This window comes from Azonexus hydrophilus (genome assembly GCF_001956855.1).
GTDB lineage: Bacteria > Pseudomonadota > Gammaproteobacteria > Burkholderiales > Rhodocyclaceae > Azonexus > Azonexus hydrophilus_A.
Window position 1 is genome coordinate 360701 of sequence record NZ_MTHD01000002.1, and the last position, 15367, is coordinate 376067.

General features: G+C 62.7%; 18 protein-coding genes. 7 read left to right on the forward strand and 11 right to left on the reverse strand.

From position 1 onward, the window contains the following. From BJN45_RS06230 to BJN45_RS06245, 4 genes are read left to right on the forward strand one after another with little or no spacing between them, the layout of a single operon-like run. On the forward strand, nucleotides 1-666 hold the full coding sequence (locus BJN45_RS06230; protein WP_076093155.1) for a hypothetical protein: 666 nt from the start codon (nucleotides 1-3) through the stop codon (nucleotides 664-666). A gap of 7 nt (nucleotides 667-673) precedes the next feature. Then, on the forward strand, nucleotides 674-2716 hold the full coding sequence (locus tag BJN45_RS06235; protein ID WP_076093157.1) for a sodium:solute symporter family protein: 2043 nt from the start codon (nucleotides 674-676) through the stop codon (nucleotides 2714-2716). Next, nucleotides 2713-2958 carry a DUF4212 domain-containing protein gene (locus BJN45_RS06240; RefSeq protein WP_076093159.1) on the forward strand — a complete coding sequence of 82 codons (246 nt, stop codon included), beginning with the start codon at nucleotides 2713-2715 and terminating at the stop codon, nucleotides 2956-2958. Before BJN45_RS06235 ends, BJN45_RS06240 begins: the two co-directional genes overlap by 4 nt. A gap of 6 nt (nucleotides 2959-2964) precedes the next feature. Next, entirely contained in the window at nucleotides 2965-3237 is a 273-nt protein-coding gene (locus BJN45_RS06245) for a hypothetical protein (protein ID WP_139326307.1), read from the forward strand. Between the two features lie 16 nt (nucleotides 3238-3253). Here BJN45_RS06245 and BJN45_RS06250 read toward each other — a convergent pair whose 3' ends face one another. Continuing rightward, nucleotides 3254-3601: a CZB domain-containing protein gene (locus BJN45_RS06250; RefSeq protein WP_076093160.1), complete on the reverse strand. Its 348-nt coding sequence runs from the start codon at nucleotides 3599-3601 to the stop codon at nucleotides 3254-3256. A gap of 122 nt (nucleotides 3602-3723) precedes the next feature. Beyond that, a complete protein-coding gene (locus tag BJN45_RS17765) occupies nucleotides 3724-3894 on the reverse strand; it encodes a hypothetical protein (protein WP_170873039.1) in 171 nt (56 codons plus the stop codon). 160 nt (nucleotides 3895-4054) lie between these two features. Between BJN45_RS17765 and BJN45_RS06255 the strand changes: the two genes are divergently transcribed. Beyond that, nucleotides 4055-5023, forward strand: a complete 969-nt coding sequence (locus BJN45_RS06255; RefSeq protein ID WP_076093162.1) for an arsenic resistance protein — start codon at nucleotides 4055-4057, stop codon at nucleotides 5021-5023. A gap of 66 nt (nucleotides 5024-5089) precedes the next feature. Here BJN45_RS06255 and katG read toward each other — a convergent pair whose 3' ends face one another. The 9 genes from katG to cydP all read right to left on the reverse strand — a co-directional run bounded on the left by katG (nucleotide 5090) and on the right by cydP (nucleotide 12210). Beyond that, complete coding sequence (katG, locus tag BJN45_RS06260) at nucleotides 5090-7264, reverse strand: catalase/peroxidase HPI (protein WP_076093164.1); 2175 nt, start codon at nucleotides 7262-7264, stop codon at nucleotides 5090-5092. A 238-nt stretch (nucleotides 7265-7502) separates the two neighbouring features. After that, nucleotides 7503-7892, reverse strand: coding sequence for a DUF6858 family protein (locus BJN45_RS06265; protein ID WP_076093166.1), 390 nt, complete (start codon nucleotides 7890-7892; stop codon nucleotides 7503-7505). Between the two features lie 15 nt (nucleotides 7893-7907). Then, nucleotides 7908-8270 carry a NifB/NifX family molybdenum-iron cluster-binding protein gene (locus BJN45_RS06270; protein WP_076093168.1) on the reverse strand — a complete coding sequence of 121 codons (363 nt, stop codon included), beginning with the start codon at nucleotides 8268-8270 and terminating at the stop codon, nucleotides 7908-7910. Between the two features lie 8 nt (nucleotides 8271-8278). After that, nucleotides 8279-8590: a cyd operon YbgE family protein gene (locus BJN45_RS06275; protein ID WP_076093170.1), complete on the reverse strand. Its 312-nt coding sequence runs from the start codon at nucleotides 8588-8590 to the stop codon at nucleotides 8279-8281. After that, nucleotides 8580-8681 (reverse strand): cytochrome bd-I oxidase subunit CydX, encoded by a 102-nt coding sequence (gene cydX / locus BJN45_RS06280; protein ID WP_028995413.1) that lies wholly within the window; start codon nucleotides 8679-8681, stop codon nucleotides 8580-8582. Before cydX ends, BJN45_RS06275 begins: the two co-directional genes overlap by 11 nt. Before the next feature lie 12 nt (nucleotides 8682-8693). Further along, entirely contained in the window at nucleotides 8694-9317 is a 624-nt protein-coding gene (gene petA / locus BJN45_RS06285; protein ID WP_076094157.1) for a ubiquinol-cytochrome c reductase iron-sulfur subunit, read from the reverse strand. A gap of 11 nt (nucleotides 9318-9328) precedes the next feature. Continuing rightward, nucleotides 9329-10471, reverse strand: coding sequence for a cytochrome d ubiquinol oxidase subunit II (gene cydB, locus BJN45_RS06290; protein ID WP_076093172.1), 1143 nt, complete (start codon nucleotides 10469-10471; stop codon nucleotides 9329-9331). A 10-nt stretch (nucleotides 10472-10481) separates the two neighbouring features. Beyond that, a complete protein-coding gene (locus BJN45_RS06295; RefSeq protein ID WP_076093174.1) occupies nucleotides 10482-12044 on the reverse strand; it encodes a cytochrome ubiquinol oxidase subunit I in 1563 nt (520 codons plus the stop codon). After that, a complete protein-coding gene (gene cydP, locus BJN45_RS17770) occupies nucleotides 12034-12210 on the reverse strand; it encodes a cytochrome oxidase putative small subunit CydP (RefSeq protein ID WP_170873040.1) in 177 nt (58 codons plus the stop codon). The genes BJN45_RS06295 and cydP overlap by 11 nt, the downstream gene beginning before the upstream one ends. A gap of 188 nt (nucleotides 12211-12398) precedes the next feature. On the opposite strand from cydP, the gene BJN45_RS06300 reads away from it, so the two are divergent. Both BJN45_RS06300 and ahpF read left to right on the forward strand, forming a co-directional pair. Then, nucleotides 12399-13706, forward strand: a complete 1308-nt coding sequence (locus tag BJN45_RS06300) for a sigma-54 interaction domain-containing protein (protein WP_076094159.1) — start codon at nucleotides 12399-12401, stop codon at nucleotides 13704-13706. A gap of 105 nt (nucleotides 13707-13811) precedes the next feature. Then, a complete protein-coding gene (ahpF, locus tag BJN45_RS06305) occupies nucleotides 13812-15365 on the forward strand; it encodes an alkyl hydroperoxide reductase subunit F (RefSeq protein ID WP_076093176.1) in 1554 nt (517 codons plus the stop codon). The last annotated feature ends 2 nt before the right edge of the window (nucleotides 15366-15367 follow it).

Consider the following 15367-nt stretch of genomic DNA (forward strand, 5'->3'; position numbering starts at 1 on the left):
ATGTTCGGCATCAAGAAATTCCTGTTCGGGGAAGGTCCGAACGAAAATCTCCCGGCCGACGTCAAGGCTGCCGTGACGACCTGGATCGAAGGCGAGTCCGCCGGGCTGGAGTCGTCACATTTTCTGACCCGCTACGTCGTCGTCGACATCGCCAGCGACGGCATGAATCCCGAGAGCGACCACCTCACCGGCATTGCCGCGACGGTGATGCACCAGGGCATCGTGTCGCCGCAGCAGAGCATTTATGTCGATCTGACGCAGTCGACCGCAGACGATGCTGCGGTCGACCGCCAACTGGCGGCATTTTTGCTGTTCATCGGCAAGTCGCCGCTGGTTTCCTACCATGTCGCCTTCGTCAGCACCTTCCTGCAGCAGTTGCTGAAGAAGCGTCTGGGTATCGCCTTCCAGCCGCGCTGGGTAGATCTCGCCTGGCTGCTGCCGGCGATGTTCAGCGAGAAAAGCCACAAGCCGATGCCGCTCGATGACTGGTTGACTGCCTTCGGCCTCGATGTCGGCGAGGGCCGGCGCAGTCCGAGCGAGAACAACATGCTGCTCGCCAGACTGCTGCAGATGCTGGTCGTCCGCGCCCATGCCAAGGGCGTGGACAACGTCGACGAGCTGATCGGCGAATCGAAGGCAAGCAGCCTCCTGCGTCGTACCCGCTGACGCCCGGATGCTCTCCTCGCTGACCCGGCTGCAGCGCTACTACCTCTATTACACAGGGGTATTCGCGCTGTTCGTCCTTCTCCTGGCGTTGCTGGAACGCAACGGCATGCCGCCGCGCTGGGTTGGCTACGCCTTCCTGGTATTCACCGTGACGATGTACGCCACCATTGGCGTCTTCAGCCGGACCACCGACGTTTCCGAGTACTACGTGGCGGGGCGGCGGATTCCGGCCTTCTTCAACGGCATGGCGACCGGCGCCGACTGGATGAGCGCGGCGTCCTTCATGGGCCTGGCCGGGACGCTTTATCTGCAGGGTTTCCAGGGGCTGGCCTACGTCATCGGCTGGACCGGCGGCTTCGTGCTGGTGGCCTTGCTGCTCGCGCCCTACCTGCGCCGCTTCGGCCAGTACACGATTCCCGACTTTCTCTGCGCCCGCTACGGCGGCAACACGATCCGGCTGATTGCCGTGTTCGCGGCGATCCTGGCGTCCTTCGTCTATGTCGTGGCGCAGATCTACGGCGTCGGCGTCATCACCAGCCGCTTCGTCAGCCTGCAGTTCGAGGTCGGTGTTTTCGTCGGTCTCGCCGGCATCCTCGTCTGTTCCTTCCTCGGCGGCATGCGGGCGGTGACATGGACGCAGGTTGCGCAATACCTGATCCTGATCGTCGCCTACATCACGCCGGTTGCCATCCTGTCGTACAACGTTACCGGCGTTCCGGTGCCACAGATGGTTTACGGCCAGGTGCTGGAGCAGGTGACCAAGCTCGAACACCAGTTGTTCGATGCGCCGAGCGAGCTCGAGGTGCGCGAGCTTTACCGCGAACGGGCCGATCTGTATGCGCAGAAGATCATGCAGTTGCCGCATTCGCTGACGCAGGAACGCGAACGGCTGTCGATCCAGATCAACGAATTGAAATCCAGTGATGTCCAGATGCGCGAAATCGTCGCGCTGGAGCGGCAGCGGCGCGAGTTACCGCAGGATCCGGAACAGGCCCGCGAGCGCTGGGAAAAAGAGATGTTTCTTGCGGTCGACCGCAGCAAACCGCCAATTCATCACGCCGAACCCTTTCCCGGGAGTAGCGTCGAGGAACGCGATGCACAGCGGATCAATTTCCTGGCGCTGATCTTCTGCCTGACCATCGGCACCGCCGCGCTGCCGCATGTGCTGATGCGCTACTACACGACACCGACGGTCGCGCAGGCTCGCCAGTCGGTATTCTGGTCGCTGCTGTTCATCACCATCCTGTACGTCACCGCACCGGCCTACGCGGTTTTCGCCAAGTTTGAAGTGCTCTCCAATCTGGCCGGCATCCCGATTGCCAAGTTGCCCGGCTGGGTCGCGGCGTGGACCAAGGTCGGCCTGGTGTCGATCGAGGACATCAATGGCGACGGTATCCTGCAGTTTGCCGAACTGGCACTGAATCCGGACGTCATTGTGCTCGCCACGCCGGAAATCGCCGGCATGCCCTACGTGGTTTCCGGCCTGGTTGCCGCCGGTGCGCTGGCGGCGGCCCTGTCGACTGCCGATGGCCTGTTGCTGACGATCACCAGCGCGCTGTCGCACGATGTTTATTACCGGGTCTTCCGGCCGCAGTCGTCCACCCAGTTCCGGCTGGTCATCGCCAAGTCGCTGTTGCTGGTTGTTGCAGTCTTTGCCGCGACGGTGGCCGCACAAAAACCCGGCACCATCCTGTCGATGGTCGCCTGGGCTTTCTCGATCGCCGGTTCGGCCTTTTTTCCGGCATTGGTGCTGGGGATTTTCTGGGTGCGGGCAACCCGCGCCGGGGCCATTGCCGGCATGTTGGTCGGTCTGCTGCTGACGCTGTACTACATCCTGCGCCTCGAATTCGGCGGTTATTCCTGGCTGGGTTTCGACGGTGGCCGGCTCGATCCCTGGTTCCACCTGCAGTCGACATCGGCTGGCGTGTTCGGCATTGCCGCAGGGTTTGCCACCAATATTGCCGTCAGCCTGCTGACCCGGCCGTCACCGCAGGCCGCGGCGTTTCTTGAACGCATCCGGCGACCTGGTAATCAGGTGGAGGGGCCATGAGCGGAATTTCTCCCTATTGGCGCAAGACGCGCTGGCTGACCGCGTGGTTGCTGGTCGTCTGGGTCATCCTGACTTTCGGCGTCAGCTGGTTTGCCCGCGAATTGAACGAGTTTTCGTTCTTCGGTTTCCCCTTCGGCTTTTATTTCGCTGCTCAGGGGATTCTGCTGTGCTATCTCGGGATCATCGTTCACTACAGCCGGCGCATGCAGGCGCTCGATACTGAATACGAAACGGAAGAGTAGGGCGGCGTGCTGCTTTTCCTGATCAGCGCGTTGCGCGCCATTGTCGAAATGCTCGGCCTCAGTCTGATCGGACTGGCGCTGATGGCTGTGTTCGCCGGCAATCGTCGCGACAGCAATCCGATCTATCGCCTGTTCGCGCTGATCACCAGGGCCCCGCGCCGGCTGGCCGGCAGCCTGCTGCCAGGGCGCGAACGGCCAGTGCTGGCGGGCGTACTGTGCTTCGTCCTGCTCTTCCTGCTGTGGATCGGTCTGGCGCTCTGGCGCACCGCCCTGGTTTAGCCGGGAACGACGCCGATCAGGCGGGCAGTTGCTCGCGCAATTCGTCGAGGGCTGCCACCAACTGGTGCTCGACTTCGTTGAGTTCCGGCAGCAACAGGTCGGCCGAGTCGCCAAGACCGTTCTGGCTCAACTCGACGACCTCGTTGGCCAGATCATGAAAACGGTCATGCAGGGCATGCAGGCTGGCCGGGATTTCCGGTGTTCCGGCGGTGCACCGGCAAGCGGCAAAGGTAGCGCCAAGGGTGCAGCTGCGATGCTCCGAGAGCGGCATGTCGGCATAGCTGCCACCGGCAAATGCATTGAGAAACTGGCGACGCCATTTGTTGTGCAGGCGTATGGCTTCGTCGATGTCGATACGCTTCATGAGTGCTTTTCCCCGGAGTGTGATGGCCGCTGTCGGCGCTTTTGTTCTGCCAAGGCGCCATTATGCCGCAGCCGGCGACAACTGCCTCAACGGCAGTGGGGAAAGCGTATCGCTCCTGCCGCTCAGCCGCGACGCAACTGGACGTGACAGGGACGACGCCAGCAGGCTGGTTTGGCCAATGCGGAGAGGTCGGGACCACGGTCGCCGAAGATGGCATGGGCCATGGCCAGACGCTTTTGTTCTTCCTCGGAAATGCCGGCGATGAGGTCGAACCATTTTTGCAGTTGCTTCATGTGATTCTCCTTGCGTGATGTACTGGATAAACGAACAGTGTCTGTAGATTAGTGCATGGCTGTTGTTATGTACAGTACTTTTTTGTCGGCTGCTGCCAGGGTTCCGGAATGTATTCGCCCGGTTTATAATTGAACTCTTATATTGCTATGTGGACCGGCCATGCTCAGCCTGCTCTCCCTGTTGTCGAAAAATCTGATCCTGGCCATTCCGGTGACCATGCTGCTCGGTTTCCTGGCCGGCCTGCTGGCGCCGAGCGCCTGGATGAAGTCGCTGATCGTGCCGCTGACCTTCCTGATGGTCTATCCGATGATGGTCAGCCTGAAACTGGCCAAGGTGCTCGAAGGCGGCGACGGCAAGGCACAGGTGCTGGCGCAGGTGATCAACTTCGCGATCATTCCCTTTGTCGCCTTCGCGCTCGGCCGCTTCTTCTTCCCTGATCAGCCGTACTACGCCATCGGCCTGCTGCTGGCGGCGCTGCTGCCGACCTCGGGCATGACCATCTCGTGGACCGGTTTTGCCGGCGGTAACCTCGGGGCGGCGGTCAAGATGACGGTGCTCGGCCTGATCCTCGGTTCGCTGGCGACGCCGTTCTACGTCCAGTGGCTGATGGGGGCGACGGTACCGGTTGATCTGTGGGCGGTCTTCCTGCAGATCGTCTTCATCGTTTTCCTGCCGATGCTTGCCGGCCATCTGACGCAGTCCCGGTTGTTGAAGAAATACGGCCAGAAAGCTTTCCAGAGCGAATGGGCGCCGCGTTTCCCGCCGTTCTCGACGCTCGGCGTGCTCGGCATCGTCTTTGTCGCCATGGCGCTCAAGGCCGAACAACTGCTGGCCCGGCCGGAAGAACTGCTGCACCTGGCCTGGCCGCTGCTGGCGCTGTACGGGATCAACTACCTGCTCAGCAGTGTTGTCGCCAAAGCCTTGCTGCCACGCGGTGACGCCATTGCGCTGGTCTATGGCACGGTGATGCGCAACCTGTCGATCGCGCTGGCGCTGGCGATGAACGCTTTCGGTGCGGCCGGCTCGGATGCCGCGCTGGTGATCACGCTGGCCTACATCATCCAGGTGCAGTCGGCGGCCTGGTATGTGAAGCTGACGGATCGCCTGTTCGGCAAGAAGGTCGGCTGATCCGGATGAAAAAATCCCCGCCCCGGAAATTGTTTCCGGGACGGGGATTTTCTTTGGCCGGTTGAATCAGGCCAGGTCGAAGCGGTCGGCGTTCATGACCTTCGCCCAGGCGGCGACGAAGTCACGGACGAATTTCTCCTGGTTGTCATCCTGGGCATAGACCTCGGCGTAGGCGCGCAGCACCGAGTTCGAACCAAAGACCAGATCGACCCGGGTAGCGGTCCATTGGGCCACACCGGTGCTTCGGTCGCAGATTTCGTACAGATTGCGCCCGACCGGTTTCCACGTGTAGGCCATGTCCGTCAGGTTGACGAAGAAGTCGTTGCTCAGGGTGCCGACGCGATTGGTGAACACGCCGTGCCGGTTGCCACCGTGGTTGGTGCCGAGCACCCGCATGCCGCCGACGAGCGCGGTCATTTCGTGTGCGGTCAGCCCCAGCAACTGGCTGCGGTCGAGCAGCAATTCCTCGGCGCTGACGACGTAATCCTTCTTCAGCCAGTTACGGAAACCGTCGGCGACGGGTTCGAGCACTGCGAAGGATTCGACATCGGTCATCTCCTGCGTGGCTTCGCCACGTCCGGGCGCGAAGGGCACGACTACATCGAAACCGGCGGCCTTGGCGGCCTGTTCGACACCGACATTGCCAGCGAGCACGATGACGTCGGCGATGCTGGCGCCGGTCTGTGCCGCAATCCCTTCGAGGACGGCCAGTACCTTGGCCAGGCGGGCTGGCTCATTGCCTTCCCAGTCCTTTTGCGGGGCCAGGCGGATGCGTGCACCGTTGGCACCGCCGCGCTTGTCGGAGTTGCGGAAGGTCCGGGCGCTGTCCCAGGCGGTCGCCACCATGTCGCTGATGCTCAGGCCGCAGGCAGCGATCTTCGCCTTGACGGCTGCGACGTCGTAATCCGCATTGCCTGCCGGCACCGGGTCCTGCCAGATCAGGTCTTCCTGCGGCACATCCGGGCCGATATAACGGGCTTTCGGTCCCATGTCGCGATGGGTCAGCTTGAACCAGGCACGGGCGAAGACTTCCGAGAAGTAGGCTGGGTCCTGATGGAAGCGCTCGGAGATCTTGCGGTACTCGGGGTCGAACTTCAGGGCCATGTCGGCGTCGGTCATCATCGGCTTGCAGCGGATCGAGGGATCTTCGACGTCGACCGGCATGTCTTCTTCGCGGATGTTGATCGGCTCCCACTGGTGGGCACCGGCCGGGGATTTGGTCAGCCACCAGTCGTAACCAAGCAGCAGGTCGAAATAGCCGTTGTCCCACTGCGTCGGATGTGTCGTCCAGGCGCCTTCGATGCCGCTGGTCACGGTGTCGCGGCCGATGCCACGGCTGCTGTGATTGTTCCAGCCCATGCCTTGTTCAGCCAGTTCGGCGGCCTCGGGCGCCGGGCCGAGATTGGCCGCGCTGCCATTGCCGTGCGCCTTGCCGACAGTATGTCCGCCGGCCGTCAGGGCGACGGTTTCTTCGTCGTTCATGGCCATGCGGGCGAAGGTGACACGCATGTCGTGGGCGGTCTTGAGCGGATCTGGCTTGCCGTCGACGCCTTCCGGGTTGACGTAGATCAGGCCCATCATCACGGCGGCCAGCGGGTTTTCCAGATCGCGTTCGCCGGAGTAGCGGCTGCCGGCGGCGCCGGTCGGGGCCAGCCATTCCTTTTCCGAACCCCAGTAAATGTCCTTTTCCGGATGCCAGATGTCTTCGCGGCCAAAGGCGAATCCGAAGGTCTTCAGACCCATCGATTCGTAAGCCATGTTGCCGGCGAGAATCATCAGGTCGGCCCAGCTGATCTTGTTACCGTATTTTTTCTTGATCGGCCACAGCAGGCGGCGGGCCTTGTCGAGGTTCACGTTGTCGGGCCAGGAGTTCAGCGGTGCGAAGCGCTGGTTGCCCTTGCCGCCACCGCCACGACCGTCGGCAATGCGATAGGTGCCGGCCGAGTGCCAGGCCATGCGGATCATCAGGCCGCCGTAGTGGCCCCAGTCGGCCGGCCACCAGGGCTGGCTGTCGGTCATCAGCGCCTTGACGTCGTTCTTCAGTGCGGCGACGTCGAGTTTCTTCAGTTCTTCCCGGTAGTTGAAACCGGCACCCATCGGGTTGGTCTTGCTGTCGTGCTGATGCAGGATGTCGAGGTTCAGGGCCTTGGGCCACCAATCCATGCTCGCCGTGCTTGCCGACGTGGCGCCGCCGTGCATTACCGGGCATTGCCCGCCAGATGCCTTGTGATTTCCATCCATAGTCATTTTTCTCTCCTGTTTATGCCGCGTTGATAGTGACGACAAACTGATGGTAGATAGTTAGCTATGGATTAGCTAATTGATTAAGCAGATTTTCTCGATAGGGACTGGCTATGGTTTTCGGCGCTGCGTGAGTCGCTCAGTGGAAATTGCGAAAATCTTGCGGTCGACCGCAAGATCGGCAAAAAAATGCCCGGTACGAAACCGGGCCAAGGCGTGAAGGCGGAGGTGGATTTGCCTAGACGTTTCTCAGTGCCAGCGTCCAGGCTTCCATGGCCTGGTTGGCGGGCTGCATCGGGGCTTCCATGAAGCTGATGACGAATTTTTCGCCGAGGTCGGCGATGCCGATCGAGCGCGGGCGGACGGCGAGGACCTGCGGATTCGGAATGGCGAAGCCGAAGCAGAAGACGATATCGACGGCGGCGACGAGGCCCGGCATGATCTCGCCGCCGATTTTCGTCGTGTGCGCAAGGTGGTCGAAGACGGCGATGAAATGCACCTTCGGGTTTTCGGCGATCTTGGCCTTGTAGTAATCGACCAGCGCCGGGACGGACTGGAAGCTGGTTTCGTTTTTGCCGATCTCGGCGACGAAAACCGGGTATTTGTCGTTGAACAGGCTCTGTTTCATGGCTGGGTCCTTGGCTCAGTGGGAGTGGTGTTCGTCGTCGCAGGCGAAAACGAGACTGCGCGTCAGCAGGCAGCCGGCGAGAAAATCGGCAATGGCGCGGTCGGGGTCTTCTTCGCAGGCGAGCAGGAGTTGCACGCCGAGGTCGATCAAACGGCGGAACAGATTGCTGCCCATGCCGCCGGTGATAAGCACGTTGATCCCGGCCAGTGCGTCGGGCAGGCCGGCGTGGCTGGCATGGAAGCTCTGTTCAATTGGCAGTTCGACCAGGCGCTTGCCGGCAATGCGGTCGGCGTCGATGTCGTAAAGCCAGAACTTGCGGCACTTGCCCGCGTGTTCGGTGATCGTCTTGCGATTCTGGCTGGTGATGGCGATTTGCATGATGTGCCTCAAATAGGAAGGAATGAGTGGCCGATGCTGTCCAGACGGATGACGGCCAGGGTGAGGGCGGCGACACAGGCGGTGGCGGAGAGCAGCCAGCGCGGCAGCCAGTGCAGCGGAACGAAGCCGACGCCGCGGACGAAGCCGGCGCTCATCGACCAGAACAGCAGCATCGCCGCCGTGTGGTCGGCGTGGCCGGCGGCATCGGTGGCGATGCCGGGGAGGACGGTCATCACCACCAGGATCAGCAGGGCGATGGTCAGTGGCAGCCAGGCCAGGCCGGGTCCTGCCGCCGGCTCGGGCAGGGCGTCAGCGCCCATTGCGTTCTTCCTCGAAGTCGCCCCACAGCGTGTTGAGGATGGCGAGCAGCACGGCGAAGCCGATGCCGAGTACCCAGGCGAAATACCACATGATGTTTTCCTTTCAGGTCTTGTCGAATTCGTCGCTGCCGATGATCAGGCGGGTATCCGTCAGATACTGGTGCGGCGGGATTTCCAGGTTGGTCGGGGCCGGCTTGTTCTTGAACACGCGGCCGGCGAAGTCGAAGGTCGAGCCGTGGCACGGGCAGAAGAAGCCGCCCGGCCAGTCAGCGCCGAGCGCTGGATCACCGGGCGTGAACACGTTCGACGGCGAGCAGCCGAGATGGGTGCAGATGCCGACGGCGACCAGCATTTCCGGCACCCGCGAGCGCGTTTCGTTGGCGGCGTAGGCCGGCTGCTGCGAAGCGACGGCCGAGCCGGGATCGGCCAGCATTGGCTCGGCCTTTTTCAGCGCAGCGAGCATTTCCGGCGTGCGGTTGAGTATCCACACCGGCTTGCCGCGCCATTCGACGACGATCATGTCGCCCGGGGCCAGATTGCCGATATCGACTTCGACCGGCGCGCCGGCGGCGAGCGCGCGATCGGACGGCATCAGGCTGCTGACGAAGGGCACGATGGCGGTCAGTGCCAGCGCGCCGCCGGCGCCGACAGTGGCCATCATCCACTGGCGGCGGGCCGGGCTGTCACAGACGGTGAAGGATTCACCCGAGCAAAGGCATTCGGACATGTGCATCTCCTTTAATAAGCGGCATGGTCGTTTTCACGGATGTAGGCAGCGGTGACCTTGCCGGCCATCACCTTGTAGGCCCAGCCGGTGTAGGCAATGATGATCGGCATGAAGATCAGCGTCGCCCAGAGCATGATGTTCAACGTCAGGTGGCTGGAAACGCTGTCCCAGACGGTGAGGCTGGCGCGCAGGTCGGTCGACGACGGCATGATGAACGGGAACAGCGAGACACCGGCGGTGCCGATCACCCCGACGATGGCCAGCGACGAGGCGACGAAGGCGGCCAGCGTCGCGCCATTGACTGCCAGCAGCATGGCCGCCGCCGTGCCGGCATAAGCCAGCGCCGGCAGCGCCATGGTCAGCGGATACTTGCCGTAATTGGCAAGCCAGGCGCCCGGTTGGCGGATGACTTCCTTGTCCAGCGGATTGGGCAGCGCAGCGGGGTCGACCGCAGAAACGATGGCAAAACCGTCAATGCCCTGCCACAGCCAGATGCCGGCCACCGAGAAGGTCGCCAGCAGAAGGCTGCCGAAAGCCAGCATGGCAACCTGGGTGCGGCGCTGGATGGCACCCTCGGTGCGGTGCATCAGGTACACCGCGCCGTGGAAGGTGATCATCGCCGTCGACACGACGCCGCAGAGCAGGGCGAAGGGATTGAGCAGGGCCCAGAAGCTGCCGGTGTAGGTCGACATCAGGTTGTCGGCGAAGCTGAAGGGCACGCCCTGAAACAGGTTGCCGAAGGCGACGCCGAAGATCAGCGGTGGCACGGCGCCGCCGACGAACAGGCCCCAGTCCCAGGTGTTGCGCCAGGTCGGGTTGGCGATCTTGCTCCGGTAGTCGAAGCCGACCGGGCGGAAGAACAGCGCCCAGAGCACGGCCAGCATCGCCCAGTAGAAGCCGGAGAAAGCGGTTGCGTAAACCAGTGGCCAGGCAGCGAAGATGGCGCCGCCGCCAGTGATGAACCAGACCTGGTTGCCGTCCCAGTGCGGGCCGACGGTGTTGATGACGACGCGGCGCTCGACGTCGTCCTTGCCGACGAAGGGCAGCAGCGTGCCGACGCCCATGTCGTGGCCGTCCATGATGGCGAAGCCGACCAGCAGGACGCCGACCAGCAGCCACCAGATGAGTTTCAGCGTTGGGTAATCGAAGATCATGATGCTTTCCTCAGGCGTGAGCGTGTGCGGTTTCGTTGTCGTAGCGGCCGGTGCCGAGGCTGCCCGGTCCCTGTTTGGCGAAGCGCACCATCAGGTACATCTCGACCACCAGCAGCAGCGTGTAGAAGCCGATGAAGCCGGCCAGCGAGCCGTACAGGTTGCCGACCGACAGCGTCGATACCGACATGTGGGTCGGCAGCACGCCGTAGATGGTCCAGGGCTGACGGCCGTATTCGGCGACGAACCAGCCGAGTTCGCAGGAAATCCACGGGATCGGCAGCATCCACAGTGCGCTGTGCAGTAGCCAGCGCTTCTCGGCGAAATTGCCCTTGACCGAGTACCACAGCGCGGCGCCGAACAAGGCCAGCATCAGGAAGCCGAAGGCGACCATCAGGCGGAAGGTCCAGAACAGCGGAGCGACGCGCGGGATGGTGTCGGCGACGGCTTTTTCAATGATTTCCGGCGTCGCGGTGCCGACATCGACGACGTACTTCTTCAGCAGCAGACCGAAGCCGAGGTCGGCAACGTGCTGTTCGAACAGTGCCTTGGTCTCGGCGTCTGCCGGGTTCTTGCGCAGCTTTTCCAGGGCGCCGACGGCGATCTGGCCGGACAGGATGCGTTCGCGGTTCTTCTCGCGGATTTCCTTGATGCCGGGAATCTGCTTGTCGAGCGAACGGGTGCCGATGATGCCCATGACCCACGGGATTTCGATGGCGAAGTCGTTCTTCATCTCGGCTTCGTTGGGGATGGCGATGATGTTGAAGCCGGCCGGTGCCGGTTCGGTTTCCCACATCGCCTCCATCGCGGCAAGCTTGGTCTGCTGGGCTTCGCCGACGGTGTAGCCGGATTCATCGCCGAGCACGATGACCGAGCAGATCGATGCGAAGCCGAAGGCGGCAGCGATGCGGAAGCTCTTGCGGGCGAAGTCGACATTGCGGCCGCGCAGCAAGTAGAAGGCCGAGATCGACAGCACGAACATGGCGCCGGTAACGTAGCCGGCCGACACGGTATGGACGAACTTGGCCTGGGCGTCCGGGTTGAACAGCACGGCCCAGAAATCGACCATTTCCATGCGCATGGTCACGTAGCTGAACTCGGCGCCGACCGGGTTCTGCATCCAGCCGTTGGCGATCAGGATCCACAGCGCCGACAGGTTGGTGCCGACGGCCATGAGGATGGTGACGAGCAGATGCTGCTTGCGCGACAGGCGGTCCCAGCCGAAGAAGAACAGGCCGATGAAGGTCGATTCCAGGAAGAAGGCCATCAGCCCCTCGATCGCCAGCGGCGCGCCGAAGATGTCACCGACGTAGTGCGAGTAGTAGGCCCAGTTAGTGCCGAACTGGAACTCCATGGTGATGCCGGTGGTCACGCCGAGCGCGAAATTGATGCCGAACAGCTTGCCCCAGAAGCGGGTCATGTCCTTGTAGATGGTCTTGCCGGTCATGACATACGCGGATTCCATGATGACGAGGATCCAGGTCATGCCGATGGTCAGCGGCACGAACAGGAAGTGGTACATCGCGGTGATCGCGAACTGCAGACGGGACAGGTCGACGAGCTCTTCACTGAGCATCGGTTTCTCCTTGCTGGGCGGTGGTGAAATGGCGGGCGGCGGTCGTGTCGTCGACAGCGACCCGCGCGTCGCGGATGAACAGCCACCAGATCGCCGTCAGGACGATCAGCTTGGCGATGACGAGAAGGATCAGTTCGCGTCTGAGTCGGCGGTCGCGTCGGTCCATGGCAGGCTCCTGTGGTTGAATAACAGCGTTTACTTATCAAGAGCCGTGCCAGCATCGCCGGGGGCGAAAAGTTGCGCCAAGGCATTGATTTCAAATCCTGCGACATTACGTCGCAGGTCGATTTCTGGCTTTTTTCTGCCATCTGTGGCAGCGTGTGGCAGTGATTGATGGCAGAAGGTGGCAGTAAAATGGCAGACAACAACGTGGCAGACAGCCCCCAACTCAGCGAACTGGTTTCCTTCCTGCAGACCCTACCCGAGCCGCACATCCTGTGCGACCGCAACTACCGGATCATTGCCGCCAACGACGCTTACCGCGCCAACTGGCTGGATCAGCAGGATGTCGTCGGGCGCAAGTGCTACGAGGTCTCGCACCGCTACGATGTGCCCTGCGACCAGGCCGGCGAGTTCTGCCCGCTGCAGCGCAGCCTGCGCTCCGGCCAGCGCGAGCGCGTGCTGCACCTGCACCACACGCCGCGTGGCGAGAGCTTCGAGAACATCGAACTGTCGCCGATCCGCGATGCCAGTGGCGAGATCGTCTATTACATCGAGAAGCTCGAACCGCTGCCCGGGGCCCGCAGCCAGGCTCACGCGCAGGGGCTGATCGGCCGTTCGCCGGCCTTTGTGCGGATGATGGAAATGGTCGCCCGCGTCGCGCCGTCCGACGCCGCCGTGCTCCTGCAGGGTGAATCGGGCACCGGCAAGGAACTGGTCGCTGGCGCCATCCACCGGATCAGCAAGCGCGCCGATCAGCCCTTTGTTGCGGTCGACTGCTCGGGATTGCCGGAAACGCTGTTCGAGAGCGAACTGTTCGGCCATGAGCGCGGCGCCTTCACCGGCGCCACCGCGCGCAAGACCGGGCTGGTCGAGGCGGCAGCCGGCGGCACGCTGTTCCTCGACGAGGTCGGCGACATTCCGCTGTCGATCCAGGTCAAGCTGCTGCGCCTGCTCGAAACCGGCACCTACCGCCGGGTCGGTTCGCCGGAGCTGCGCAAGGCCGAGATCCGCATCATCTCGGCGACGCACCGGCCGCTGGCCGAGATGGTCGAGACCGGCAGCTTCCGCCAGGATCTGTTCTACCGGCTGAACATCTTCCCGATCTTCCTGCCGCCACTGCGCGAGCGCGGCGACGACGTGCTGCTGCTGGCCGAGGCGCTGCTTGCCCGAGTTGCCGGCGGACGCAAGCTGACGCTGTCGGCAGCGGCGCAGGCCTGGCTGGTCGGCTACCCGTATCCGGGCAACGTGCGCGAACTGCGCAACCTCCTTGAACGCGCCTGTCTGCTCTGCGATGGCGACGAGATCCAGCGCGAACATCTGCCGGCCAGCGAAAATGTCGAATTTTCACGGTCGACCGCAATATTTGCCCAAAAACCGCCGCCCCCGGATTTCGCCACGCTCGCCCGCAATTTCAAAGGCAGCCGCAAGGCCCTGGCGCAGCAACTGGGTCTGTCTGAGCGCACCTTGTACCGGCGCTTGAAGATGGCGGGTTTGTTATAGCAATTCCGTATCGATGAAATTTGCTTAATCAATTGGATCAATCGATCCGGGCTTTCTAACATGCTCCCTGATTCGTCAAATTCACTTATTGCCAGGGAGAACATCATGCTCGACGCCGCCATCAAGATCCAACTCAAGGCCTATCTCGAACGCCTGCAACGCCCGATCGAACTGGTCGCGACGCTGGACGACAGCGCCAAGGGCGAGGAAATGCGTTCCCTGCTCAACGACATTCTCGACTGCTCGACCAAGGTCAGCCTGCGCGAGGACAATGGCAGCGAACTGTGCCCGTCCTTCGCCATCGGCATCCCCGGCGAAGCGCCGCGTATCCGTTTCGCGGGCCTGCCGATGGGCCACGAATTCACCTCGCTGGTGCTGGCACTGCTGCAGACCGGCGGCCATCCGCCCAAGGTCGAGCAGGCGGTGATCGATCAGATCAAGGGGCTCGAAGGCAATTTCAATTTCGAAACCTTCATTTCACTGTCCTGCCACAACTGTCCCGACGTCGTGCAGGCGCTGAACCTGATGGCCGTGCTCAACCCGAACGTGACGAGCACGATGACCGATGGCGCGATGTTCCAGGATCGGGTCAATGAACGGCAGATCATGGCCGTACCGACGACCTACCTGAACGGTGAGGAATTCGGCGCCGGACGCATGCTGATCGAGGAAATCCTGGCCAAGGTCGACACCGGCGCCGCCGCCCGTGCGGCCGAGGAACTGGCTGCCAAGGCCGCCTTCGACGTGCTCGTCGTCGGCGGTGGCCCGGCTGGTGCCGCGGCTGCCATCTACGCGGCGCGCAAGGGCATCCGCACCGGCGTGCTGGCCGAGCGTTTCGGCGGTCAGGTGATGGATACGCTGGGCATCGAGAACTTCATCTCGGTCAAGGAAACCGAAGGACCGAAGCTGGTCGCCGCACTGGAACAGCACGTCAAGGCCTACGAGGTCGACGTGATGAACCTGCAGCGCGCCGCCAAGCTGATCCCGGCGGCCGAGGAAGGCGGCCTGGTTGAAGTGCAGCTGGAAAACGGTGCTTCGCTGAAGTCGAAGTCGGTGATTCTGGCTACCGGCGCCCGCTGGCGCGAGATGAACGTGCCCGGCGAGAAGGAATACAAGGCCAAGGGCGTGTGCTTCTGCCCGCACTGCGACGGCCCGCTGTTCAAGGGCAAGCGCGTGGCGGTGATCGGCGGCGGCAACTCCGGCGTTGAAGCGGCGATCGACCTGGCCGGCATCGTCGGCCACGTGACGCTGCTCGAATTCGCCGACACCCTGCGCGCCGACGCCGTGCTGCAGAAGAAGCTCTACAGCCTGGCCAACGTCACCGTGATCAAGTCGGCGCAAACCACGGAAGTCACCGGCGACGGCCAGAAGGTCAACGGGCTGGTGTACAAGGATCGCGTCAGTGGTGAGGAAAAGCGCGTCGAACTCGAAGGCATCTTTGTCCAGATCGGCCTGCTGCCGAACACCGACTGGCTCAAGGGCACGGTCGAGCTGTCGAAGTTCGGCGAGATCGTCATCGACGCCAAGGGCCACACCTCGGTGCCTGGCGTATTCGCCGCCGGCGACTGCACGACGGTGCCGTACAAGCAGATCATCATCGCCATGGGCGCCGGCGCGACGGCTTCGCTCAGCGCATTCGATCACCTGATCCGCAGCTGATC